This window comes from Thalassospira mesophila, from assembly GCF_002115755.1.
GTDB classification, from domain to species: domain Bacteria; phylum Pseudomonadota; class Alphaproteobacteria; order Rhodospirillales; family Thalassospiraceae; genus Thalassospira; species Thalassospira mesophila.
In genome coordinates, this window is the sequence record NZ_JFKA01000001.1 from 302,070 (window position 1) to 327,411 (window position 25,342).

The 25,342-nt window shown below is 52.6% G+C and carries 22 protein-coding genes; 7 read left to right on the forward strand and 15 right to left on the reverse strand.

Features of this window, described 5'->3' with window-relative positions:
* Nucleotides 1–135: 135 nt before the first annotated feature.
* Together nusG and TMES_RS01425 are read right to left on the reverse strand one after the other, a co-directional pair.
* Nucleotides 136–636 (reverse strand): transcription termination/antitermination protein NusG, encoded by a 501-nt coding sequence (gene nusG / locus TMES_RS01420; protein WP_085578724.1) that lies wholly within the window; start codon nt 634–636, stop codon nt 136–138.
* Nucleotides 633–1,292, reverse strand: a complete 660-nt coding sequence (locus tag TMES_RS01425) for a helix-turn-helix domain-containing protein (protein ID WP_085578726.1) — start codon at nt 1,290–1,292, stop codon at nt 633–635. Before TMES_RS01425 ends, nusG begins: the two co-directional genes overlap by 4 nt.
* Nucleotides 1,293–1,410: 118 nt before the next feature.
* Here TMES_RS01425 and TMES_RS01430 point away from each other — a divergent pair, with 118 nt between their 5' ends.
* Nucleotides 1,411–2,097 carry a 5'-methylthioadenosine/S-adenosylhomocysteine nucleosidase gene (locus TMES_RS01430; RefSeq protein ID WP_245835160.1) on the forward strand — a complete coding sequence of 229 codons (687 nt, stop codon included), beginning with the start codon at nt 1,411–1,413 and terminating at the stop codon, nt 2,095–2,097.
* A gap of 102 nt (nt 2,098–2,199) precedes the next feature.
* On the opposite strand, the gene TMES_RS01435 is transcribed toward TMES_RS01430, so the two are convergent.
* A complete protein-coding gene (locus tag TMES_RS01435) occupies nt 2,200–3,867 on the reverse strand; it encodes a thiamine pyrophosphate-binding protein (RefSeq protein WP_085578728.1) in 1,668 nt (555 codons plus the stop codon).
* A gap of 149 nt (nt 3,868–4,016) precedes the next feature.
* Entirely contained in the window at nt 4,017–4,778 is a 762-nt protein-coding gene (locus TMES_RS01440; RefSeq protein ID WP_085578730.1) for a FadR/GntR family transcriptional regulator, read from the reverse strand.
* Between the two features lie 224 nt (nt 4,779–5,002).
* On the opposite strand from TMES_RS01440, the gene TMES_RS01445 reads away from it, so the two are divergent.
* Nucleotides 5,003–5,329, forward strand: a complete 327-nt coding sequence (locus tag TMES_RS01445; RefSeq protein ID WP_085578732.1) for an NIPSNAP family protein — start codon at nt 5,003–5,005, stop codon at nt 5,327–5,329.
* A 124-nt stretch (nt 5,330–5,453) separates the two neighbouring features.
* Here the strand turns inward: TMES_RS01445 and TMES_RS01450 are convergent, their stop codons facing one another.
* From TMES_RS01450 to kdgD, 5 genes are all read right to left on the reverse strand, one after another.
* On the reverse strand, nt 5,454–6,398 hold the full coding sequence (locus tag TMES_RS01450) for an AEC family transporter (protein ID WP_085578734.1): 945 nt from the start codon (nt 6,396–6,398) through the stop codon (nt 5,454–5,456).
* 139 nt (nt 6,399–6,537) lie between these two features.
* On the reverse strand, nt 6,538–8,055 hold the full coding sequence (locus tag TMES_RS01455) for a tripartite tricarboxylate transporter permease (RefSeq protein WP_085578736.1): 1,518 nt from the start codon (nt 8,053–8,055) through the stop codon (nt 6,538–6,540).
* Nucleotides 8,055–8,540, reverse strand: a complete 486-nt coding sequence (locus tag TMES_RS01460; protein WP_085578738.1) for a tripartite tricarboxylate transporter TctB family protein — start codon at nt 8,538–8,540, stop codon at nt 8,055–8,057. The genes TMES_RS01455 and TMES_RS01460 overlap by 1 nt, the downstream gene beginning before the upstream one ends.
* Before the next feature lie 81 nt (nt 8,541–8,621).
* Nucleotides 8,622–9,605 carry a Bug family tripartite tricarboxylate transporter substrate binding protein gene (locus TMES_RS01465; RefSeq protein ID WP_085578740.1) on the reverse strand — a complete coding sequence of 328 codons (984 nt, stop codon included), beginning with the start codon at nt 9,603–9,605 and terminating at the stop codon, nt 8,622–8,624.
* 201 nt (nt 9,606–9,806) lie between these two features.
* Nucleotides 9,807–10,715: a 5-dehydro-4-deoxyglucarate dehydratase gene (gene kdgD / locus TMES_RS01470; protein ID WP_085579772.1), complete on the reverse strand. Its 909-nt coding sequence runs from the start codon at nt 10,713–10,715 to the stop codon at nt 9,807–9,809.
* Between the two features lie 447 nt (nt 10,716–11,162).
* On the opposite strand from kdgD, the gene TMES_RS01475 reads away from it, so the two are divergent.
* Both TMES_RS01475 and TMES_RS01480 read left to right on the forward strand, forming a co-directional pair.
* A complete protein-coding gene (locus TMES_RS01475) occupies nt 11,163–12,047 on the forward strand; it encodes an SH3 domain-containing protein (RefSeq protein ID WP_085578742.1) in 885 nt (294 codons plus the stop codon).
* A gap of 181 nt (nt 12,048–12,228) precedes the next feature.
* The gene (locus TMES_RS01480; protein ID WP_085578744.1) at nt 12,229–13,005 is read left to right on the forward strand and encodes a metallophosphoesterase family protein; all 777 of its coding nucleotides are present in this window, start codon (nt 12,229–12,231) and stop codon (nt 13,003–13,005) included.
* Between the two features lie 102 nt (nt 13,006–13,107).
* Here the strand turns inward: TMES_RS01480 and TMES_RS01485 are convergent, their stop codons facing one another.
* The 5 genes from TMES_RS01485 to TMES_RS01510 all read right to left on the reverse strand — a co-directional run bounded on the left by TMES_RS01485 (nt 13,108) and on the right by TMES_RS01510 (nt 19,605).
* Nucleotides 13,108–13,605 carry a polysaccharide biosynthesis/export family protein gene (locus tag TMES_RS01485; protein WP_245835161.1) on the reverse strand — a complete coding sequence of 166 codons (498 nt, stop codon included), beginning with the start codon at nt 13,603–13,605 and terminating at the stop codon, nt 13,108–13,110.
* Between the two features lie 125 nt (nt 13,606–13,730).
* Nucleotides 13,731–14,987, reverse strand: coding sequence for an outer membrane beta-barrel protein (locus TMES_RS01490; protein ID WP_158091164.1), 1,257 nt, complete (start codon nt 14,985–14,987; stop codon nt 13,731–13,733).
* A gap of 51 nt (nt 14,988–15,038) precedes the next feature.
* Nucleotides 15,039–16,007: a hypothetical protein gene (locus TMES_RS01495; RefSeq protein WP_143589503.1), complete on the reverse strand. Its 969-nt coding sequence runs from the start codon at nt 16,005–16,007 to the stop codon at nt 15,039–15,041.
* 605 nt (nt 16,008–16,612) lie between these two features.
* Entirely contained in the window at nt 16,613–17,305 is a 693-nt protein-coding gene (locus TMES_RS01505; RefSeq protein WP_085578754.1) for a hypothetical protein, read from the reverse strand.
* Between the two features lie 2 nt (nt 17,306–17,307).
* Nucleotides 17,308–19,605 carry a GumC family protein gene (locus TMES_RS01510; RefSeq protein ID WP_085578756.1) on the reverse strand — a complete coding sequence of 766 codons (2,298 nt, stop codon included), beginning with the start codon at nt 19,603–19,605 and terminating at the stop codon, nt 17,308–17,310.
* 232 nt (nt 19,606–19,837) lie between these two features.
* Here TMES_RS01510 and TMES_RS01515 point away from each other — a divergent pair, with 232 nt between their 5' ends.
* The 3 genes from TMES_RS01515 (at nt 19,838) to TMES_RS01525 (ending at nt 23,828) form a co-directional block, all read left to right on the forward strand.
* Nucleotides 19,838–21,226, forward strand: a complete 1,389-nt coding sequence (locus TMES_RS01515; RefSeq protein ID WP_085578758.1) for an O-antigen ligase family protein — start codon at nt 19,838–19,840, stop codon at nt 21,224–21,226.
* Nucleotides 21,227–21,492: 266 nt separating this feature from the next.
* Nucleotides 21,493–22,488 (forward strand): NAD-dependent epimerase/dehydratase family protein, encoded by a 996-nt coding sequence (locus TMES_RS01520; RefSeq protein ID WP_085578760.1) that lies wholly within the window; start codon nt 21,493–21,495, stop codon nt 22,486–22,488.
* A 377-nt stretch (nt 22,489–22,865) separates the two neighbouring features.
* Nucleotides 22,866–23,828, forward strand: coding sequence for an NAD-dependent epimerase/dehydratase family protein (locus TMES_RS01525; protein WP_085578762.1), 963 nt, complete (start codon nt 22,866–22,868; stop codon nt 23,826–23,828).
* Nucleotides 23,829–23,906: 78 nt separating this feature from the next.
* Here TMES_RS01525 and TMES_RS01530 read toward each other — a convergent pair whose 3' ends face one another.
* Nucleotides 23,907–25,337, reverse strand: a complete 1,431-nt coding sequence (locus TMES_RS01530) for a mannose-1-phosphate guanylyltransferase/mannose-6-phosphate isomerase (protein WP_169718822.1) — start codon at nt 25,335–25,337, stop codon at nt 23,907–23,909.
* Nucleotides 25,338–25,342 lie beyond the last annotated feature (5 nt).

The window sequence follows — 25,342 nt, forward strand, 5'->3', positions numbered from 1 at the left end:
TGATTTATTCGTTTCTTTAGAGTTGATGTGGCCACGCTACCGCCATTCGGGTGACTTTTTGGGTCAACCGCCGACGTCATATGACGTCCAGCCCATGTTTTCTCCCGGTAGAAAATCTGTTGCGCGAAGAGGCGATTATTGGGCCGGGGAGAGTAGGAACGGCGAAATCGTGGTTACCACGCTCCCGCCGAGAACTTCAAGCAGTACTCGCACGCGGCTTTCTGTCGGGAGATCGAAAACCGACGCGACCAAATCCGCAAATGGTCCTTCCGCTATTCTAACGCTATCGCCAGGCGCAAATGGATTATCGGTGCGCGCAATCAGACCTGCTTCGTCGGTCATGTTGCGCAGGTCTTGAACGAAACCGGCAGGCAGTGCTGAAGGTTTGGCGTTTTGTATTACCAGCCGCCTTACCCCAAAAGTCCCATTGATCGGCGTCCAGGCGTCGCGCTCAAGGTCCAATGTGACGAAAAGATAGCCGGGAAACAGGGCAGCCTTTACCGTTTCGGTTTTGCGGGCATGGCGCCTGGTTTTGCTGAAAACCGGCAGCCAGGTTTCGTAACCTTGGCGATTAAGGTTAAGCTGCGCCCGGGTTTCCTGATGTGGTGCGGTGTTGACTGCGAACCATTTGTTCATGCTGGGCCTTCCTTGATCGATGCGTCGACGTCCGTGTTGGTTCTTTCCGATTTCGTCGGCGTGGAAATTTGCAAAAAGGATGGAATCAGCAAGGTTGTTGCACGTTGATCACCCCGGAGGTCATCGACCAAGGTTTGCGGATAGCGCGATTCTGTGATGACGATGGCATCACCCACCGTCAGGCCGTCGATTTGCCGGATGATCTTCAAGCCATGGAAAAATTCGGCATTGGTTTCCCGGTCGAAAACTGCTGCGGGTTCAATCCCCTGTTCACGGGCGGCGAGCAAGGCGATTTCGGTCAGTTCGCCGCGACCGGCCAGAATAACCCGGGTTTCACCGCATTGTTTGATGCGTTCGAAGATCTCACTATATTCCGTGCGCACAAGACGAAAAAAGTCGAGGGACGTTTCCAGGTATTCCGCTACCAAGCGGCTCTTCTCGGTGAAGCCTTGTGGGGTCAGATAATACGCATAACGTTTAGCCGGGGCATTGCGCGCTTTAACATACCCTTTATGGATCGCGCGCTTAAGCAGGGCATTGACTAAGCCAACTGAAATCGCGATGCGCTGTGAAAGCCGCATTTGGGTCGTCACTTCGCCGTTCTCAAGCGCACTTAAGAAATTGATTTCTGTCTGGGTGTCAGACTTGTCTGGCATACTGCTTCCCCGATATCATTCATACTGTGAATAACGCGAGGTTGGGTGCGTCGTCAAATGGTGATTTTGTTGTGTTCGATCATTAAGGTTGCAGCAATGGCCGGAGGTCTGGCGAAATATGTTGAAAGTCAATATGCTGACGACTTCTGGACGTTTAAAATTGGTTGTAAAAATGTCGCCTGTATATTCTAGCGCAGCAAAAATCCTCTACACCATGGCCGCCCCGGCCGAATATGGCGCTTATCTCCAGGCGCGCATTAAGCCGTTGATGATTGGGATTGGTCCGGTGGAAGCAGGGGTGAACCTTGCTGCGGCATTGGCTGAAATGGCAGTGCGCGCGGCGTTACCCGATGTCGTCGTCTCTCTTGGTTCGGCGGGGTCGCGCTCTTTACCTCAGGCGGAAGTTTTTCAGGTCACCTCGGTTTCCTACCGCGACATGGATGTTTCTCTTCTTGGTTTCGAGAAAGGCTGTACGCCGTTTGTCGAACTGCCCGCTGCGGTCGATTTGCCGTATCGTATTCCCGGTATTCCCGAGGCGACATTGTCGACCGGTGCCAGCATTGTTGCGGGTGCGGCCTATGACTTGGTTGATGCCGATATGGTCGATATGGAGACTTTTGCCGTTCTGCGCGCCTGTCATAAGTTTAATGTGCCACTGATCGGCTTGCGCGGTATTTCCGATGGAGCGACGGAGCTGACTCATCTTGGCGACTGGACGGAATACCTTCATGTTATTGATGAAAAACTGTGTGACACCGTCGATCTGGTTGAGGCCGCCATTGCGGATGGTGTGCTTGAACGCTGAGCGCCGATGTTTTCTTTCTATCGTACACAGAAAGCCGCCACCTGGTCATCAGGTGGCGGCTTTCTCGTCAGTGTTTGCCGGTGTTTTCGTCCGTCGCTGCGATCAGGATCCTGCCCGAATCTGTTCCAGTGTTTTAACCGGTGTTAAGGCCTGCGGGTCAACCTGTACCTCGATAATCGCCGGTTTATTGGCGGCAATCGCCCGTTCAAGGGCCGGGCCGAAATCTTCGGTTTTGGTGACGGTTTCGCCGTGGCCGCCAAAGACGCGGGCATAACCGGCGAAGTCGGGATTGTGCAGTTCTGTGCCCGAGACACGCGCTGGATAATTGCGTTCCTGATGCATGCGAATGGTGCCAAACATGCCGTTATTAACCACCACCACAATGATGTTGGCACCATATTGAACGGCAGTGGCAAATTCCTGCCCGTGCATCAAAAAGCAACCATCACCAGCCAGGCACACCACCGGGCGGTCCGGGTGGTGCAATTTTGCCGATACCGAAGCGGGCAGGCCATAGCCCATCGAGCCCGACGTCGGGGCCAGTTCGGTGCGATAGGTTTCATAGCGATAAAAACGGTGCAAAAACGCGGCATAATTGCCTGCCCCATTGGTCAGAATGGCGTTGTCGGGCAGATTGTCGCGCAGATGGCCAATCACATGGGCCATTTTAACATCCCCTGGCGTATCAAGCGGGGTCGAGAACGCGAGATAGGCTTCATGGGCCTGTGCGATTTGCTCTGCACGCGCACTGCCATCTGCCGGGGGCATATCGGCGATGGCACGCATGAACGAGCGCTGAGAGGCATTAATCGCGATGTCGGGCCGGTAAACACGGCCAAGCTCGTCTGGGCCCGGATAAACATGGATCAGGCGCTGTTTGGGGCAGGGAATATCGAGCAGGCTATAGCCACTGCTGGTCATCTCCCCCATGCGCGAGCCAACAAGAATCACCAGATCGGAATCGCGGATAAACCCGGCCAGCTTGGGGTTAATGCCAATGCCGACATCGCCAATAAAATTGGGGTGGCTGTTGGGCATATAATCCTGACAGCGAAACGAGGTCGCAATCGCCACATTGTTGGTCTCGGCAAAGCGGATCAGATCCCGGCTGGTCTGCGCGGTCCAGCCACCACCACCAACAATCATAATCGGCTGGCGAGCATTTTCCAGCTCGGCCCGGAAAACGGTAACGTCTTCGGCGGCGGTGCGGGCTTCAATTTCGACATAGGGTTTGCCATCGGCAACAACCGCGCTGGAAGACAGCATGTCCTCTGGCAGGGCCAGAACCACCGGGCCGGGGCGCCCCGATGTGGCAATGTGATAGGCGTGGCTGATATATTCGGGAATACGTTCGATGCTGTCGATCTGGGCAACCCATTTGCACAGCGGTTCGAACATTTTGCGATAATCGACTTCCTGAAACGCTTCGCGATCGACCATATCGCGGCCAATCTGGCCGACCAGCAGGATCATCGGGGTTGAATCCTGATGGGCAACATGAACACCGGCCGATGCATTGGTCGCGCCGGGGCCGCGCGTTACCATGCAAATGCCGGGTTTTCCGGTCAGCTTGCCATAGGCCTCGGCCATAATGGCAGCACCGCCTTCCTGACGGCAAATTACCGGGGTGATTTCCGGGTGGTCAACCATGCCATCAAGCACGGCCAGAAAACTTTCACCGGGAACAAGAAAGGCGCGCTCGCAGCCGTGAATTTGCAGCTGATCGACAAGAATGCGCCCTCCGTGGCGCAGACCGGGGGTATAGGACATGTTCTTCCTCACTGATGGCGGGTGGTGGCGGCAGTCATATGTTTATTTTGTTTTTATCGAGACATTATGGATATCATCACGCACGAAAGCCCAGGTAAAGGGCGATATTGCCAAAATGCGGCCTTATGTGCGGTCATTCTCGCCTAACTTCATATCGGCGTGATATCGGCAATGTCGGCCCGTTCCATCAGCCGTCCGGCGGCATTTTCAAAATGCTGGCGTACGGCCCCTTCGGCCGCGATGCGGTTTTGCGCCCGGATGGCTTCATAGACCCTTTTATGTTCACCAATAACGCCGCCGCCCCATTCGGCCGTCATAACATTCTTAATGGCGACCCGGCGCAAATTGGCGTCAATCCGCCCATCCAGCATGGTCAGAAAATCGTAGAAATAACTGTTGCCGCAGGCCTTGGCGATGGCCCGGTAAAACCGGCGTTCAGCATCATAGCGAAGTTCGGCCGTTTCAAAGCTGGTTTGGCCAGTCGCCACCTGCATGGATTGAAGCTGTTCATAAATCAGGGTCAGGTCGGTATCGCTACGTGCTTCGGCGGCAAGGGCGGCGGCACCGGCTTCGTTGCTGGTACGCAATTGCAGAATCTGTACCAGTTCCTTGCGCTTGGCAAAGCAATCGGCACTGATGCGAAAAACGCTGCGCGCGCCGGGGTCGGAAACAAAAGCCCCAACGCCTTGCTTGGACTGGATCATGCCATCGCTTTTTAATTGCGAAACGGCCTCGCGCACCACGGTTCGCGCTACACCATAATTGGTTGCAAGTTCCTGTTCGGTTGGCAATTTGTCGCCAGGCTGCAAAATGCCCTCGCTGATCTGGCCGGTCAGCTTGGCGGCAATTTCATCGGGCAAGCGCCGGGGACGGACAATTTTTTCGTAGCGGTTTGGTTCTGGTTTTTGCATCGGGTTTTTCGGAACTCTTTATCTGGGGCGGCCGTTACAGCAGGCTCAACTGGCGCGCGACCGGTAATATAACTTTGTTGCATACGGTTGTTGCGGTGTCATCACTAAATAATGTTGTCTGACAATAATACTTATTGTAGAAACAGAAGATCAAGGGAGGATGCTTTGCCCTGTTTATCGGCAGGGGCATTCCATGCGACATCACCTAAAAGGACGACATCATCATGCTGTACGACGTTCGCACTTACACCGTTTATCCCGGCACGCTTAAAAAGCAGCTCGCCCTGTATGGCGAGTTCGGCTTTCCGGTGCAAAGCCGCCACTTGGGCCAGCCCCATGCCTATATGGTAACCGAAACCGGCCCGGTGAATTCATATGTTCATATCTGGGCCTATGACAGCGCGGCAGACCGCGAAGAAAAACGCAAATCATTGCAGGCAGACCCGGAATGGCAGGCTTATTTGAAAAAAAGTGCCGAAGCCGGCCATCTGGTGAACCAGGAAAACAAGCTGATGACACCCGCCCCGTTCTGGACGCCACCGGCACGTTAATTGCCGCCAGTAACGCACGGTACGCTATTGATTTATGCCTTCATGCCGGTTTCAGGCATGGGGGCTTTTTTATGGGTTTCAAATGGCCCGTTGCGGCTGGCGTAATCCCCTGACCCCATAGTTGTTATTCGCCGGGTAAAACCAGCAAAATGGCCAGCAGTGGGATGACGATAATCGACATCAGGGTTGCGACCAGCATGGTGGTGGCCGTGCGTTCACGCGCCGTGTCATAGGAGGCCGCCATTAGCACCGAATTAACCCCGGGCGGTAAGGCGGCGATCATGATGGCAGGGCCCATGATTTTTAACGGCATGTGTAAAGCCAGGCCGATGATAAACACCAGCGCAGGCAGCAAGCACACCTTGGCGGTGGCGGCGATCATGCTGGTGGTCATGTTACCGCGCAGCTTTTGCCCGTAAATGCCCGCCCCGATCAGCATCAGGGCGATGGGCGGCATCGCCTGTTTGAGCATGGTGAAAAACGTATCAACGACCACCGGCATTTTGATATCGAACGAGGCCACGGCAATGGCGCACAAAATGGCGATGATGATGGGATTACAGATTTGGGCGCGCAGCGTATTGGCCAGAACCGCACCGGGGTTGCCGGTTTTGTTGCGGCTCCATTCCATTAGCAAGATGGTCGGGGTCAGCAGGCTTAGCGCGTGAATACATAAAATGGTGGCCAGAACCAGAAGCCCGTCATGGCCATAAAGAATATCAATAACAGGAATGCCGAGCATGCCGATATTGGAAAAGATCGCGCCAAAGGTCAGCACGATGCCTTCGGCGCGGCTGTTTTTTTGCCAGCGGGTCAGGACGACAAACACAATCAGGGCGGCAGCAATCACGGCCCCGTAATAGCAGATCCAGATATCGAGATTAAAAAGTTCCGAGACCCGGTTAGATGAAATGGTTTGAAACAGGGTGGCAGGGATTAAAGCCCAGAAGGTCATTTTTGTAAGGCCCTGAATGGCCGCGGCACCGATTAACCCGCGCCAGGCCAGAACAAAACCAGCCCCGACCAGCAGAAAAATGGGGCCTAACTGATCAATCAGGGAGGATATCATGCCCGGCGGGTCCCTTGCATCTGCCCGGCAAGGCTGTGGCCCAGGATTACCGGTATGTCTTTGAAATACGATGGCCACTGACGTGGTTAAACGTCAGTGGCGCAAATTTACGGTATTGGCAATATGTCTGTTACCGCGATCAGGCTTTTTTGGCATTCGGCGGGGTGCGAATAACCATGAAGTAGAAAAACACCGCCGTTAAGGCCAGAAAAAACAGGCTGTCGGGGCTGGTGATAAAGGTTAGCGGATTACCATCATTTAACGACAGCGCCCGGCGCAAATACTGTTCCAGATCGGGGCCAAGGATAAAGCCCAGAAGCAAGGTGACGGTGGGGTATTTTTGCTGGCGCAGGAAAAAGGCCAGCACACCAAACACCAGTGCCAGCATCATCTGGAACGGTGAATAGGTGGCAACATAACTGCCAACCAGCGCCACAACAGCAATGCAGGAATACAGCACCGCCTTGCGGATCGAGACGATTTTAACGAAATACGGGCCGAGCAAGTAAAGTGTGAGCGGGATCAGAACCAGCGCACTGATCAGAAGCGATGCAAACATTGGCGCGATCAGGTCGATTTGGGTGTCGAGCAAACGCGGGCCGGGTTGCAGACCGTTAATGATGAGAACGCCCAGCACAATCGCCGTTGTCGGGTCGCCGGGAATACCAAACATCAGCATTGGGACAAAGGCCCCGCCGCACATGGAATTATTGGCGGTTTCGGCCGCGGCAATGCCTTCGCGCGATCCCTTGCCATAAAGGTCCGGGTTTTTCGATTTGCGCATGGCTTCGGCATAGGACACAAACGCCGCCATCGACCCCCCGGCACCGGGCAGAACGCCGATGAAATAGCCGATGATGGCACTTTTTAAATAGGTCCAGACGCCAATTTCGCGAATTTCGGCCATAGTCGGAAAAAAGTCGCGGCGGCGAATGGGGGGAATGTCGATAACTTTTTTATCAACGGTCAGGGAATTGCGGTTTTCGCAGACCTGAAACAGAATTTCGCTAATCGCGAAGGTGCCAATGATCAGCGGCATCATGTCGATGCCTTCAACCAGTACTTCGGTGCCGAAATTAAACCGGGCAATCGGTTGCATCACATCAATGCCGATGGTGGCAATCATGATGCCCAGAAGTGTGGCGACAAAACCTTTGGCAATGGCATTGCGCTGGGAAATGACGATCACGATCAGGGCAAACAGGATCAGCGAAAACTTGCCCGGTGTCTGGATCAGCAAGGCCAGCTTGGCGGCAACCGGGGTTAAGCAAATCAGCAAAAGCGACCCGATGACACCGCCAATCATTGACCCCAACGCGGCGTGGCCAAGGGCGTTTGCCCCTTCACCCTTTTTCATCAGGGCATACCCCTCGATCGAGGTCATCATTGAAGATGGCGCGCCGGGGATATTAATGGTGGTGGCGGTAATGGAGCCTGCATACATGCCCGACATGAAAATCGAGGCACACATCACAAGGGCGGGGACAACATCAAGGCTATAGGTAATGGGCAGCAAAAGGGCAATGGCCAGAACCGATGTCAGGCCGGGAACAGCACCAAAGAAAGTGCCGATCAAAAAGCCGAGAATCATATAGCCCAGAACGGTTGGGTCGGCCAGGGCGGCAAAGCCCCCCAGAATGTGAAGGGTAAAGTCCATTAGAACATCCCCCAAAATTCGGTATCAAACAATGGCAGGCGAACCTGGAAAATAAGCGCGAACAGGGCATAGAAAACGGCGGTAATGGCCGCTGTATAGGCAATGCGCTTGAGTGGGCCGGTATCTTCAAGCCCGAAAATATAGAGCAGGGCATAGACATATAGAAATGTCGAAACCGGGTATCCCAGCGGTTTGAAGGCCAGAATATAAACAGCAGTGGCGACGACAACCTTGAGCGGGGCGGCGAGGTTAAGTTTCTCGCGCGCGGCTTTGTCCGTGTCGTTGCGCATGCCAAGAACGACAAAAGCCAGGGCAATATACATCAGGATGGAAGCCACAACGGGCACAAAGGACGGGCCAACCAGTCCTTCGTCAAATTGGGCGGTAATTTGCAGGGCGGTGGCAAGATAAATGCTGGTGATAACAAACAGCACGAAAGGCAGGATTAGGCGTCTGTCCCAGCCGCCCGATGAACCGGACTTCATTTGGTCGTCTCCGTTTCGACAAGGGTCGTCAAAATGGGGAACGGCGGCCAGTGCGGCCGCCGTCCTTTGATAGGGAAGGGATTATTTCTTGATCACGCCCTGGTCAACAAGGGTTTGCATCTGTTTGAACAGAGTTTCCTTGGTGTCATTGGCCCAGTTGGTGACGTCAGCCGTTCCCAGCCAGTTCGGCGCAACGCCAACCTTGGCAACCCAGGTCTGAAATTCGTCGCTATCAAGGGCGGCTTTATAGGCAGCCTCGATTTTGGCAACGACGTCATCGGGGGTTTTTGCCGGGGCAGCAAGCACGATGAAACTGCCGATCTGAAGGTCGATGCCTTCTTCCTTGGCGGTCGGGACGTCTTTATAGGTCGGGTTGCGGCTGTCGGAAAATTCGACCAGGCCTTTAACATCGCCCGATTCAATCAGCGACGAGAAATCGCCAAGGCTGGTGGCGGCAACCTGGACTTCTTTTGACAGGATGGCTTCTTTTTGCGGGGCAGCCCCACCGGGATAGGCGATCAGTTTGAAATCGGTGCCGGTCAGTTTTTCGAACTGCAGCATCGCCAGGTGCAGGCGCGAACCGGTATTTTGAATGGCAATTTTGATTTTGCCCGGGTTTTCCTTGGCCGCTTTGACCAGGTCCGCAACCGATTTATACGGGGCGTCCGATGCGATGATAAGCGCATCAGGTTCGCTGGTGACACGCGCAATCAGTTTCAGCTTGTCGAGCTTGTAGGTGGGCAAAAGGCCCTGCCAGGGAACGGTGACGACCGAGTCATAGGTCAGCGAGCCAAGGGTATATCCGTCCGGGCGGGCCTTCATGACTTCGAGAACGCCGGTGGCGCTGACGCCGCCTTCGATGTTTTCGGCATAGATCGATGTGCCAAGTTCTTTTTCAGCAATGGTGCTGAGCTTGCGCACGATACCGTCGGTGCCGCCGCCAGCGCCCCACGGAATAATCATACGAATATCTTTGTTGGGATAGTCAGCGGCAAATGAAGACGTTGAAAAGGCAGTCGCAGCCAGAACGCCGATTGCGGCGATTTTAATCAAACGATTGATCATCGTTTCCTCCTTGATGGGTCTCGTTTCAGACGTGGGTCCGGGATGTTGCTTTTATCATTCATGGAGTGTGCCATGTGGCCGGGGTAGCGGGGGCAGAAAATGCCAATCTGGCAGTCTGCCCCAAACTCATCTTATCTATGCTTGTCAGACAACATAATATTTCGCAAGTCCAATATCATGTTTTCCGGTCCTTTCGCCAATTCAGCTGTTTTTGGCGATCAGGTCTTGCAGCAATTTATATTCATCGGGGCGAAGGTCGCACAAAGGCGCACGCACCGGGCCCGGATCGCGACCAATGGCTTTTAGGCCGGCCTTGACGATGGAAACGGCGTAGCCGCGTTTTGCGCCGAGGTCGCGAATGGCAACATAGGGGTAAAAGAAGTTTTCCAGCAGCGATTTGACGGTTGCTGCATCGTCGCTGGTGACAGCGGAATAGAACTTTTGCGCCAGTTCCGGCATGAAGTTAAACACAGCCGACGAATAAGTGGTCATGCCAATGGCCTTGTAGCCTTGGGCATAAACTTCGGCGGTGGGCATGCCGCCAATATAGGTTAAACGGTCGCCCATTTTGATGCATACGCGCGACACCAGGTCGATATCGCCGGCACCATCCTTAAAACCAATCAGGTTCGGGCAGACGTCGCACAGTTTTGCCAGTGTGTCGGGGGTGACAATGCTGTTATCGCGGTTATAGACAATTACGCCGATATCAACGGCGTCGCAAACCGCGCGAATATGGTTAAACAGGCCTTCCTGATCGCCACCAACCAGATAATGGGGCAGCAGCAAAATGCCATCGGCCCCGGCATCCTGCGCCGCACGGGCCAGTTTCGGGGCAATGCCCGCACCATAACCGCAGCCAGACAGGATCGGGGTATTGCCAGCTTCGGCTTTGGCGGCGCGGACAACATTTACCACTTCTTCGGGTGAAAGCGAGAAAAATTCGCCCGTGCCGCCCGCGGCAAACAGGGCCGCTGCGCCAAAGCCTGACTGCCAGGCAACCTGTTCACGGTAGCGGCCTTCGTTAAAGCTGTAATCGTCGTTAAAGACGGTTGTCGGGAAGGAGAGCAGGCCCGAGGCCAGTGCCTTTTTCAGATCATTTGGGGTCATGGTCATTTCTCTTTGAAGGTGTACTCGTGCCTGATCGGTTTGCCAAGCCAGGGCCGCACCGTAAAATAGGTGATATGTATCGTCAATAACATAATATGAATTATTGCATTAAACAGGCGAATATCAAGTGCCATCAAAGGGCTGTTTTGAGGGCAAAACAGGGTGAATTTGGCACGATTTTGCCCAAATACAGGCAAATTTGACGTGCTCTGAGGCAGGAATATAAATTGATGTGATGAATATTATGCCACATTTTCGATAATCTGAAACCCGGGGACCTTAAGGGCGGAAAAAGCAACCCGCATGATTGAATGAAATTTAAATTTGTGACTGGATTCGACGGGATCAGATTCATAGGATGCTGACATTAAGATTTACCGTCCGTCTGAACTGTTTCATCGCATTCGGTGATTGGGTGTGCCAGAAGCCTTGCAAAAGCGAGTTTGAATGAAAAAGCTGTTTATCGGAGTTATTGTTCTCGGGGTCATTGCCTTGGGCGTGTGGCTGTTTTGGGCCCAGCAAAAGGCAGAACAGCAAAAAACGGCCGACCGGTTTCGTCCGTCGCCAGCACAGCTTTATGCGGGTATCTCTGATCGTATTTCGCCGGTATTCGACATGCATGGCTATAAAGTTGCCATGCTGGTGCCCGGGGACAGGACTGACGAGGATCGATGGGTTTTTCGCGGAACGGCGCGCAGCGGTAATTTGTCACCGGCCTATTATGGGCAGGTCGAATATATTTGTGCGGCGCACGCTGAAACCACTACCGATTGCTGGAAACTGCGCGAGCTTGTCGTGGATGGCCGCCCGCTTGAGATATCGGAAATCGGCCTGCCAGAGGATGGCGCGAAACCCGACGACAAAACAGCGACGGAAACACGCGAATCACAGGCACTTGGCATGAACAATGCCCTTGATACCGAAGATGACGCGAAAAATCCCGATTTTGCGCAGCCCTTCGCGCAAGGTGCTGTGACGGGCGATGCGACAGCGACCAGCGATCCCGCAGATGACGATAAAAACAGCGCGGATGCGTCGTCAGAACAAGGCAATATGCCTGCTTCTGAAGCTAGCGCAGATAAAACATCCGAGCCCGCCGCCCCGGCTCAGGCTGGCGCACAAGTTTCCGGTGAGGTCTGGCGGACGACGTCTAACAATGTTAATGCCCGGATGGGCCCGGGTACGGATTATGAAGTTGCCTTTGCAATGCCCAGCACAACAGCAATGAGTTTGTTAGAGCAGAAAAATGGCTGGGGCCGGTTTTCCTATCAGGGGCCGGACGGTAAAACCTATCGGGTCTGGATTTACATGTCTTTGGTGGCCAAGGATTAAAAGAAACATACTTTAGGCGCAACATTGCCCCGACCAAAGATTTGATAATCTTATTGCGGATCGGGATGGTGTTTGGCGCCAGCGGCCTGTTGTTTAGACAAACCGGCATGTTCGGTGGAGCCAGTAACGTTATAAATCTTTCTGTGGCGCAAATGCGCCCGGAATAACAAGGGACGTCGCTATGTTTGGGTGGTTCGGCAAAAAGAAGACGCCGACACAATCGGTTCGCAAGGCTGTGACATTTGATGAGGCAGCAATTCCCGATAATGTTGTTGTTTATGCGATTGGTGACATTCATGGGCGTGCTGATTTGCTGGAACGGAAACTGGCAAAAATTCGCGATGACGAGGTGGCTGTTTCACAGCAAAAAACGGTGATTTACCTTGGCGATCTTGTCGACCGGGGTTTGCAAAGCAAACACGTGATTGATCTGATTTTAGCGCATCAGGATAGCGCGTTGCAGCAGGTCTGGTTGATGGGGAACCATGAGGAATTTATGTTCAAATTTCTCGATGACCCGGAAAATAACCTGGAATGGTGGGGCTATGGCGGTGCAGAAACGTTGCTGAGTTACAATGTGTCGGTCGCACCGGGGGCCTTTAATGGCAAAAAGGCGGTTAAAGCGTCACAAGATTTACAAAGTGCAATGGCCGATGCCGGGCATGAGCCGTTTTTACGGGGGTTTCGCGACAGTTTTGAAGTGGGCGATTATCTTTTCGTGCATGCCGGAATTGACCCGGAGCGTCCGTTTGCAGACCAGGGACCGGAAACCTTGCGCTGGATTCGCGAACCTTTTTTAAGCCATGCATCGCCGCTAGCACGGGTGGTTGTGCATGGTCATACTGTGGTCGAAGAACCGGTTATAAGGGTTAACCGGGTGGGGATTGATACCGGGGCCTATTATTCCGGCAATCTCACCTGTCTTCGGCTGGAAAAGACCGGATATCGGTTTTTGTGATCGTATTTGCCAATACCCCCGGTGGAAATTGTCGGGCCGCTACTGAAAAAGACCGGCGATGTGCCGGTCTTTTTAATTTTGGAATATGCCGGTTCGATCGGTTTAAAAGAACCGTTCTTCAACCCTGACAATGTCACCTGGCAGAACAATTGTTTCCGGTGTGGCTTTTTCCGGTTGTCGGCTTTCGTCACCGCCGCGAATGATCAGAATGTCGCTTTTGTCAGCCCGGTAGGTAAAGCCACCGCCCAGGGCAACGGCATTTAACACGCTCATGCCATTGACGAAGGGATAGCTTCCGGGTTCCTTGACTTCACCCAGAATATAAAACGGGCGATAATTGAGGACTTCGACATTGACTTTGGGGTCAACCAGATAGCCTTCCTTTAGTTTGGCTTCGATATCGGTGCCAAGAGTCCGCAGGGTTTTTCCATCGGCTGATACTGTGCCAATCAGCGGCAGAGAGAGTTGCCCCTCGCCCGAGACTTCAAATTCGCCCGATAAATCGGGCTCGCCAAAGACGGTAATCCGAACTTTGTCACCAGATCCCAGCGTATAAACCGGTTGCGCCGCATATGCCGAACCGATGGCATAAAACGACATGATCAAAGCGAAGATGAGTCCACATAATTTACGCATAACCAACCTGTTCAATAGAAATCCCTTCGGGGGGTACCCGAAGGGATCATAACATTATCAGCACGAATGAGGAACGGTATCACGACCAATTAGAACTGGCCGCCAACCTTAACCATAATGACGTTCTGGTCATATTCGTTGATGGCGGCGTTTGAATCACGGGTTTCGTGGCTCAGTTTGACGCCGGTATAAAGATTGCGATTAAGTTTGTAATCCGCACCAACAGAATAGGTGTATTTGTCGTCTTCGCGGGTAATACCCTGATAATCAGAGTTATAATATTTGGCATCCGCGTTCAGGATCAGGTTGCGCAGCAATTCGTGGTCAACGCCAACCCCGACAGCGGTGCCGATGGTTGAAGACGCACCAGAAGTGGTGGTTTCATTGATGGTCCGCGATGCGCTACCACGCAATGTCGTCAGTTCGGTGATGTTCCAGCGAACACGGGCATCAGCAGAATAACCATCAACGTCATCAAGCGTCTGATCGTCGTAATCCTGTTCCATCCAGCCCACGGCAAGGTCGGCCCGGATCAGGCGATCAAGATCAATGGCGATACCGGCAAGAACTTTGTAACCATTGGAATCACGGTTTACGCCGCCATCATCGACCTGCGAATCGTAATCACGTTCATTGACCGAGCTTTTGATGTAGGCTTCGTAACCGGTCTGGATTTCGTAACCAAAGCGAACTTCGCCTTTGGTTTCGGTCCGGTCACGGTCATCATTGTTATCAGTGCCGCCACCAATGGTCGCGTTGTCATCATAATTGTAGTCATCAACCGTGCCGGTTAGACCAACACTGAAACGGTTTGGTTTGTAAGTGCCGCCCAGAACGCCGGTCATTTTGTCATATTCAACCGGTTCTTTGGCATCGGTTGACACATCATCGCCGCCGCGATCTTCATGCAGGTGCTGCAGGCGGGCATCGCCGTTAAATTTCAACGCTTCGGTGGCATCGGCGCGGCCGGTTGCGCGCAGATTATAATCGGTATAATCGTTGTCGCTGGTGTCGGCATAGATACCAAATTCAGATGAAGCTTCGAATTGCAGGAAATGACGGTTCCAGTTCGAACGCAACTGCAGGCCCGGCGAGATTTTGGTGATGTAATCGTCGGTTTCGTTGGTGTTCGATTTATAGATATTGTCGTTATATTCTTCTGCGGCTTCAACCTTTGGATACAGAACGAATGAGCCAAGCGTAATGCCTTTGGCTTCGTACCCTTCCGGTGTGCGTTCGGTAACGGCCTTGTCAGGGCTTACCTGTTCCTGTGCCGCTGCGGGAAATGCTACCGCCAATGCGCTGACTGCTACAGATGCGAGCAGTCCCCCTTTAAGAAATTTCACGTTGTATCCCCTTATAAACTTCTTGCGTTCAATACTTGCAGGACAGCCAAACTAGCCCTGGTTCTGAGGCTGATTCTGGCTCGCATTGTTTTGGCTTTCACTATCTTGTGTCGGTTCGGTGGTGGTATCATCAACGCCACCAGTCTCGCCGGCATCGCCGCCGGTCTGCTGATTGTTGGCAGCAACTTCGGCGCTGGTCTCTGCCTGTTGATTGGCGGTACTTGCAGCCTCGGCATCATTTTGTGCTGTCTGAACCGTTTGTGCTGACTGGTTCACAATTTGTTCAACCAGCCGACCCATCGTCGCACCCGCAGCCTGGGTCGCAACGTTTGCAGGAAATATGTTTATTGCACTTGAAACAGCCCGAATAACGTCCACGTTGTTGGCACCTGAGCTTCTGGCGGATACCGCGGCGATTAGTCCCGGCGTGGCGGTTGATCCGCTTGCGGCGGCCTGAACGGCAACCGAGCTGGCAATCTGACTGGCGGCTTGCGGGTTTGCCCGCGAAACAGAAGCGGCAATGTAAAGGGCGCTATTAGGCGATGCTTTGGTCGCGGCGGCGGCAATGGCAGCAGGCGAGGTTGTGCTTGCTGTGCCGGTTGCGGCCGCAGATTTTTGGGATGCTGTTGTCACAGAAACCGCAATTTGCGCGGCCGCGGTCGGAACCGCCGTGACCACAGAACCGGTAACTGCTTCGGCAGAAGTCGGAACGGCGGTGACAACCGAAGCTGCAATTGTGCTGGCAGAGTCAGGGGCGGCTGCGGCGGCAGCACTTGCAACTTGTGCAGCGGCATTCGGGTTTGCTTTTGCGGCGGCTGCGGCAATGGTGGCAGCAGCACCCGGGTTGGCCAGAACCAGGGTGCGCACGGCGGCTGCCAGGCCTTCCGGTGTTGCTTTGGCGGCATCAAGTGTTGCGGCCATTGATGGCGTGATCGCGGCGGATTGGGCAAATGCTATGCCGCATGCGCCAAATAACAGGCCACCTGTTAATGCAGTGACTGCTGCAAATTTGCTCATCATCTTCATATTCCAGCGACTCCCTTTGTACGCTTTGCGGTCCCCAAGGCAGATCAAAGCACAGAATTCATACTTTTTCTTCCTTTTCCGTAAGGCTAAATCTATGGGAGGCCCTTGGCATACGCAAATGATATTGCACGTAGAACGGGATTTGATTGCGGATCGTGCCGAAGTGTTGCTAATTTGCAACATAATGCGAATGGATGGGGTCTCGATACTCCGAAAGGCGAAGCCTCTATCTGACCAAACGCGCAGTTTGAGGCTGTGAACCATTCTTGACCGAGAGTCGGAAGCTACTGATTTTGATCCTACATTTCAAAATACCCGGCCTGGGAATTTTGGCTTGGGCGTCTCTCGAAATCCTACTCTTAGGTATCAGGTCTTTGCGGGTTTACATCGATTCTTTCCCGTTTCAACACGTAAAAAGTGTGTGTTGCGCTTTAGAGACTCGACCTGTGGGATATTCTGCGAGGGCCTGCATCAATACATTCGTGCGACTCCGGGGCATCCCGGGTGATCGTTATCTGGCATACCAGGACTGACGCAGTCATTGCCGGTCCTGCATCCTTTGCAATACGTTATAAGAAGCAAAATATCTCTGCGCAAATTCAGTTTTTCTTGTTGATGTCTTTAATAAATCGCGAAAACCGGTTTGGCGGGGCTGTTACCATGGCGCCGACCGTGACGCGGATTGTGGTTACATCCTTTTTCGCCAGGCTGACAAGATTGCGATGTTCTAACGTATCAATCCAGCGAATTTTCGCCTCGATATCGTGTTGTTCGTTTTCCGAAAGCTGCGGCCACAAATCAATGGCGTAGCTGATCTGATTTACCGCCAGGCTGCGTTCATATGGCCCGGTTAAAAGCGACATCCGCAGTGATTCGACCGCTGTGCCATCTGCGGCACCGCCCGTTTTAAGCCGGGTATATGTCAGACGGGCCCAGGTATAGGTATCCATCGGGGAAATGGTCAGGGCTGTTGTGAAGGCCTTGTCGGCTTTGAGGTAATGGTCGGTTTGTTCGCGGTCTGTCGTCGCGCGTTTGGCCCGCTCCAGTTCGATATAGCCAATCCGTGTCCAGGCTGCCGAGGTTGCAACCCAGTCAATGGCGCGCCTTGTTGTGGTATCAAGGTCGTCAAGGGTGGCAGCCGGGGTGTCGGGATTGCTGATATGCTCATAACGCCGCGTCGAAAGGGCGAGCAGCATGGAGGCCATGGTGTGGGGAATGGCGAGAACAAGAAGTCCTGTTCCCGCCAGCAAACCGATTATCGCAGGCAACCTGCGCTTTGAAATAAAGCGCATGATTATCCTTTGGCGTAATAGTCTTTGTAGCGGCCATAATAATAGCCGTAATCACCATAGCCATATTTGGCGTGTTTTTTGACATTCACCTGGGTTAGCACGGCCCCGGCAAGGTCGATGCCGGCTTCGGCTGTTTCTTTCAGTCCTGCTTTGACCAAACCGCGCGGTGTGCTGTCCCATTTAACGACATAGAGCATTTTATCTGCCATCAGGCCGATAACCTTGGAGTCGGAAACAGCGAGAATTGGCGGGGCATCGAGAACAATAAAGTCGAAATGCTCGCGCAGGGCCATCAGGGTTTTTTCCATATGGCTTGATGACAGCAGATCGAGCGCGTTAGCCTGGGTGACTTTGGCAGGCAGCAGGTAAAGCCCGGTTTCTTCGTCGCGTTTGATGGCTTGATCAATTGTGCATTCATCGGCCAGCAATTCAACAAGGCTGTGGGTGTTGTCCGCCCCAAAGGTTTTATGAACCGTCGGGCGGCGCAAATCGCAATCAACCAGCAAGGTGCGTTGACCGGAATTTGCGGTAACCTGGGCCAGCCACGCCGCCAGCGTTGATTTGCCTTCGGACGGGACGGTTGAGGTGATGCCGACAATACGCGGCGGATTATCGACATTTGACAACATCAGTGATGTTCGCAAACTTCGGACAGATTCTGTCGTGGCCGAGCCGGGTTTGTGAGTCGGGAAGCGTCCGACATCGGTTTTACCCAGCAGGTTCCCGGCCAAAAGCGGGATCATGCCAATGCCGGGTACGCCGGCAATTTGTTCAAGCTGTTCGGTGCTGCGAAAGCTGTTATCGAGCTGTTCAAGCACAAAGACCAGCACCACACCCAAAAAGACCGAGCCAACAAGGGCGACGGCGATAATCAGCTGCTTTTTCGGGGCAGAGGGATCCACCGGGACTTCGGCACGGGAAATGATGCGGGCATCGGCCTGTTGCAGATCTTCCTGACTGTTGGTTTCTTTAAACCGGTTGAGGAAGTTTTCATAGAGCAGGCGGTTGGCATTGGCTTCGCGTTCCAGCTCGCGCTGGCGGATTTCGGCCTGATTCTGGGTGTTGTTTTTGCTTTCAAGGCCGTTCAGGCTTTGTTGCAGGGTGCTGACCCGGGCCTGGGACACGCCAACTTCGTTTTTAAGGCTCTGGGCAATTTTGCGCACTTCGCGTTCGATGGAAGTGCGCAGGTCGGCCAGCTCGGCCCGTGCCTTGATCATGGCGGGGTGGCGGCTGCCGTACCGCGATTCAAGCTCCGATACCCGGCGCAAAAGCTCTGCTTCCTGATCGCGCAGGCGCTGGATTAAGGGCGAGTTCAGGACTTCGGCGGCAGAAGACAGATCGGCGCTGTTGCCCAGCAAGCTTTGCACCTGATTAAGGCGGGCCTGGGCTTCTGCCCGGTCGGCCTGGGCCAGGATCAATTGCGAGCTTAGCTCGGAAATTTGCTGTTCGGTCATTTTCGAACCCTGACCAACCTTGCTGGAAATGGATTCGCTATAAGCCTGAACAGCAGCTTCGGAGGTTTTAACCTTTTCGCGCAGCGAGGTCAGGCGATCATTGAGCCATGCTGTCGCGCGGCGTGTGGCTTCGAACTTTGCTTCGAGCTGATCGACAATATACTGATCGGCAATGGTATTGGCGATCAGGGACGCCTTGCGGGCATTGGTCGAGGTAAAGCTGATGGCGATGACCTGGGATCTGCCAACAATGCTGACCTCCATATGCTCTTTTACATTATTGATCACGCGGTTGGTGCGCTCTTCGGCCAGTTCGGTATCGCTGACGATCACTTCAGGCTTTTTCAAGCCGATTGAAATCAGGAAGTCTTCGCCGACATAGGTTTCGGGTTTTAAAAGGGTGCTATACCAGGGAACATCACGCAGTTCGGCGTTAAATTCGGGGTCTTTTTCCAGGTTAAGATCGGTGACAACACGCCGGATCAGCGAGCTGGATTTGATCACTTCCACTTCGCTGAGCAGCGCGCCCATTTCGGATGAAACGCCGCTCATCACGCTTTCAATATCGACAACCTGGTTTTTACGGCCATCGATAATAACGTTACTGGTGGCGGTAAAGCGCGGTGCGATCTGAAAAACGATCAGGGTGACCAGCACGGTTAACAGCACAACCACCGAAAAGATCATGCTTTTGCGCCGCCACAGGGTGCGCAGCAATTCTTGCAGGTCAATTTCGTCGCTGTCGGTTCCGCGTGCGATGTTGTCGGCCAGCGATTTTAGCCGCGACCGTTTTTCTTCCGCCTGCGTGTTTGCAGTTGCGGGTGATGGCGTGGTGGAGTTGCTCAAACTGGCCCCCGGTTAAATCCCGTTAATTCCCGTTGGATGCCGGATTGTCCCAAACCCGGTTCTATTGCTAGCTATACGGAATTTCATCATCCACAGCAACCAATAGGCGATGGTATAGGATTAAAAAGTCGTTTCTTGCTGACGGATCGCATTTGCGCGGGTAATTAGGGTATCGGGTTGTATTGCGGGTTTGCGCCCGAAAGGGGACGATTTTAAAACGGGGAGGGCGAATTTGCCCGAAATTCTGCGCCAGATTGTGTTTATCGGATTGCTCGCCTTGATTGCATTGGCGCCGCTACCCTTTGGCAGCAATGTGCCGTGGGCATGGTCGCTTATGTCGTTATGGGTCGGTGTGTTGATTGTGCTTGATGCGATTGCGTGTCTGCTCTCACCGCCAGAAGGCGAAAGACGGTTTTTTAAACGCATTAAAATCCCGCTGGTGCTGTTTTTTATTGTTGTCGCCTGGATTGTGGTGCAGGCCATTCCGGGCATCGTCCCTGCCATTGCTCACCCGATCTGGAGCGAGGCCAGCGCCCAGCTTGGCGTTAACCTTGCCCCGCGCGTCACTATCGCGCCGGACCTGACCTGGGACGCGCTGATGGTGTTGCTGGCCTATGCCGGGGTGTTCTGGCTTTCGGCACGCTATGGCCGGAAGCGCGAGAATGCATCAATAATGCTCAGCTTCTTTGTCATCGTTTCCACCACCTACGCCATTTATGGGTTAGTGGTGTTTTTCGGCGGTTGGGAAACAATTCTTTGGTACAATAAAACGGCGTATCGGGGGGATTTGACCAGTACGTTTATTAATCGCAACAGTTACGCGACCTATGCGGCGATGGGGCTTGTGGCGTCGCTCTTGTATCTGGTGAAAATTCTGGCGCGTGATTTGCGCGGCGGGGGCACTGTGCGGCAGATTATGCGCAACATGATGGACGGGACACTGGCCCGGGCGTGGTTGCCGATGGTCGGCATTTTATCGACCGGCACGGCCCTGATGCTTACCCATTCGCGGGCGGGGTTTGTGAGCGGGATGATCGGGGTGTTTGTGGTGCTGGTCTGCCTTCGGATTGGCAAGGTAATACCGGCCCGGTTTGGTAATGGCCTGATTGCCGGTATTGTTTTACTGGCAGTGGGTGGCTTTGCCATAAGCGGCAGCGGGCTGGAGGAGCGGTTTGGGTATCTTGAAAGCGCACAAGATATGCGCATGCATTTGTATGAACAGGTTGTGGGTGCGGCATCTCAGGCACCTGCCGTTGGCTTTGGGTATGGCAGTTTTGAACCGGGTTTTCGACCGTTTAAGGATTTACGCTTAAGTGGTTTAACCTGGAGCCTTGCCCATAACAGTTATCTGGAATTTTATTTTGGCACCGGGATTTATGGCCTTGTCATTATTATGTGTGCTTTTGTCTGTATTTTTTTCGGGCTTGTAAAGGGGGCCTTTTTAAAGGCGCACGATACGGCTTATTTAATAACTGCTGTTTCGGCCCTGACAATTGTGGGGCTGCATGCCTTGACCGATTTTAGCATTCAGATGCCAGCGATGGGGGCTGCGTTTGTTTTTGTTGTCGGGCTGGGCTTTGGCAAAAGTATTATTGATACAAAAGGACGTTCACGACAGTGATGTTGTGGACAAAAATGTTATAATATTATTTTATTCGAATTAATGTCAGCAGACTGTCAGGAATGATAAATTCCTATCCTAATGGATAATTGTTGCTGCCGCATATTATTTGCTAGTGATTGTTTGTCCACACACGAAGTGCGCCCGCAGGCCATTTCGGTGTGGATTTTTTATTTCCGCAACATGACAGGATATTAACCGAACCGGTCGCAGGTGATGCGCCCGGTGTTTGGTCGTGTTCTGTTGTATGTAAAGGGATATAAACGATGGCCTGGTTGACATACGATATTACAGGGAAGCGGGTTTATATTGCCGGTCATAATGGCATGATTGGTTCGGCGCTTGTGCGCCGGTTGGAGCAGGAAGATTGTACAATTTTAACCCGCACGCGCAGCGAAATGAACCTTTTGGATAAGGCATCGGTGACAGCGTGGCTGATGCAGGAAAAACCTGATGTTGTGATTATTGCGGCGGGCAATTCCGGCGGGGCAATTGCCAATTTGAGCCGTGGCGAGGATTTTATGTATGAAAACTTTGCCATAGCCAGCCACCTGATACACGGCGCCTATGAGGCCGGGGTGAAACAGCTGATTAACATTGCTGGGCCGCATATTTACCCCGAAGATACGTTTTTACCGACGTTGGAGCGGGGGATTACGGGTGAACAGCTTAACCGTTCATGTGAAGCCGCATCTGTTGTACGGCTTGCTGCTTTGAAACTTTGTCAATTCTATCATCGGGAATATGGCGTTTCTTTCAGAACTGTTGTTCCGTTTGACGTTTATGGGCCGGGGGATAATTTTGGCCCGCTTTCGAACCGGGTTATTCCGGCGATTATTCGTAAAGCAGTGGAAGCAAAGCAGGCCAATGCAGGGCATATGGAGCTGTCGGGTGTTGGCACGGAAGTACGTGAATTTCTGTATGTTGATGATTGCGCCGATGCCATTGTTACCTTTTTGAAATATTATGGTTATAAGGGACCGGTGAATATCGCGACCAGTTTTAATTTCGGTGTCAGGCTCGCGGAGCTTGGCTATATGATTGCCGATCTTGTCGGGTTTGACGGGCGGATTAAATTTTTGCGCAAAACGCAAGCTGGTAGCGGGGAGCGACGCCTTTGTGGGCAGACACTACGGTCTATTGGCTGGTATCCGCAATACAGCCTTGAAGTGGGGATTCGCAAAACGCTGGACGCGTTTCTTAAGGGCAATTATCGGGAATATGACATGAAAAATGAACGTTTCACGTTATGCCCGGCCTGAAATTAAATGCGGTGGGATTAAAGCGTTTCTTTTTTAACAAGAGCATAATGTATTGATCGAAGCTGATTAATACAGTCCATGGGCTGGCTTATCGCGCCCTTGCCTTTTGCGAGACGGGCCGCGCGGTGCCGTTGTTTCCAACCCGTCCCAACTCGTCCGAGCCCGTCCCAACCTGTTCTTAATGAGTTGTCTTCATAGAAAACGGGTATAAGACCCGTTTTGCTTACAATTAGTCTGTCCACATACGACGTGCGCCCGTTGGCCATTTCTGTGTGGATTTTTTATTTCCGCAACATTGCAGGACGTTAACCAAACCGGGTGCAGGGCATGCGCCCGGTGGCTGGTTGTGTTTTGCTGTCCGTAAAGGGATACAATTAATGGCTTACGATATTACAGGTAAACGTGTTTTTGTTGCCGGTCATAGTGGCATGGTTGGCTCGGCGCTTGTGCGCCGGTTTGAGCAGGAAGATTGTACAATTTTAACCCGCACCCGTAGCGAGCTGGACCTTTTGGATCAGGCGGCGGTTATGGAATGGTTGAAACAGGAAAAGCCTGATGTTGTGATTATTGCGGCGGGCAAGTCCGGTGGGTCCATTGCCAACCGTGACCGCCCGGTGGAATTTATGTATGAAAACCTGGCCATTGGTATGCATTTGGTGCGGGGAGCATATGAGGCCGGGGTGGGCAAACTGGTGAATATTGCGGCACCGCATATTTACCCGGAAATGGCGTATGTGCCGACCAACGAACAAACAATGATGAGTGGTCGCCTTCATGATTCCTATGAATCTTCTGCGATGGCGCGTCTTGCTGTTGTGAAGCTGTGCCAGTTTTATCATCAGCAATATAATGCAAATTTTACCACTATTATTCCGGCGGAAATTTATGGACCGGGGGATAATTTTGATCGGCTGTCAGGCCGGGTGATGCCCGCCTTTATCCGCGAGGCGGAAGAAGCAAAGCAGGCCAAGGCCCCGTATATGATATTGCGGGGATATAGCACAGCAGTACGGGAGTTTATTTATGTGGATGATTTTGCCGATGCGGTTGTTACCGTTATCAAACGTCAAAAGGGATGTTACCCGGTAAATATTGGTGCGGGTTTCAGCATTACGTTACGTGAGCTTGTTTTCAAGGTTGCCGATATTGTGGAGTTTGAAGGACAGATCAAATTTTTGCAAAAAATGCCCGCCGGGGTGGCAGAACGTTTTCTTACCCCAACAAAAGCCAGATTTTTGGGCTGGCAGCCGAAATACAGCCTTGATGAAGGAATTCACAAAACCTGGGAAGCTTTTCTGCAGGGCAATTACCGGGAATATGACCTGAAACTGTTTGGTTAATGTGAGGTCCGGTTTGATGTTATTGGTAAAAGCTTAAATATCAGGTTGGAAATTTGCATTATTGGAATAACAGGAAGGTCACAACGGTGACCTTCCGTACCGGTCTTCAAAGCGGACGATATCGTCTTCGCCAAGATAACTTCCTGATTGAACCTCAATCAATTCAAGCGGAATTTTTCCGGGATTCTCCAGGGCGTGTACTTCGCCAAGCGGGATGTAAGTGGATTGGTTTTCGCCAAGAAGGATTGTTTTTTCCCCAATCGTTACTTTGGCGGTGCCACTTACGACAATCCAGTGTTCGGCCCGGTGATGATGCATTTGAACCGAGAGCTTTTCGCCCGGCTTCACCGTAATGCGTTTAACCTGGTATCGTGCCCCTTGATCGACAGAATCATATTTGCCCCAGGGGCGGTAAACCTCGCGATGATCGTTTTGTTCGCGCCGGTTTTGCTCTTTAAGTTTGGCAACGATGTTTTTAACATCTTGAACTTTGTCTTTGGCGGCGACCATTACGGCGTCTTTGGTTTCCACAATCACGACGTCTTGCACACCTACGGCAGTGACAAGCCGGGATGTCGAATGTATGTAGCTGTTACTTACCTGATCGGTAATCACGTCACCAACACACACATTTCCATTCGGGCACTGGTCTTTGAGTTGCCATAACGCGGACCACGATCCAATATCGCTCCATTCGATATTCATGGGAATAACAGCAGCGTTTTGTGTGCGTTCCATTAGCGCATAGTCAATGGAAATATCTTTCACCTTGGCGAAACTCTCGGCATCAATACGAATGAAATCAAGGTCTGTTGTTGCCTGCTCAAGGCTGGTACGGCAAGTTTCTACCAACTCTGGCTCGTATTTTGTCAATTCATCGATAAATACCGATGCTTTGAACATAAAGATCCCGCTATTCCAGCAGAACTCGTCCGATCGAATGTAGCTTTCGGCAACGTCCTGATCAGGCTTTTCGGTAAATGCCTTCACATCAAAGGTGTTATCGGCGATGGAAGTGAGCGCCGCACCCTTTTGGATGTAACCATATCCCGTTTCAGGATAAACAGGCTGAATACCGAAGCAGACTATTTTTCCTGCATTCGCGGCCTTGGTTCCCTCTTCGATATAGGCAGCAAATTTTCTCGCATCACTGATGAAATGATCGGCGGGCATCACCAGAAGGATCGGATCGGGTGATGCCTCGTGAGATAATGCGTGGAGAGCAGCCAATGTAATAGCTGGCGCCGTGTTGTGCGATAGAGGTTCCAACAAGATATCCGCGTTTGAAACGTTGGCTTCACGAATTTGCTCGGCAGCTAAAAAGCGATGATCTTCATTGCAAATCACAATCGGGCAATGACTGGATATTTGGACCCCACGTACAAGTGTAGCTTGAATCATCGTTTCTTCGGCAGAGACAAGCGAAAGAAATTGCTTGGGATAGCTTTTACGGGATAGAGGCCACAAACGGGAACCTGACCCACCGCTTAGGATAATCGGAATAATCATTGGCC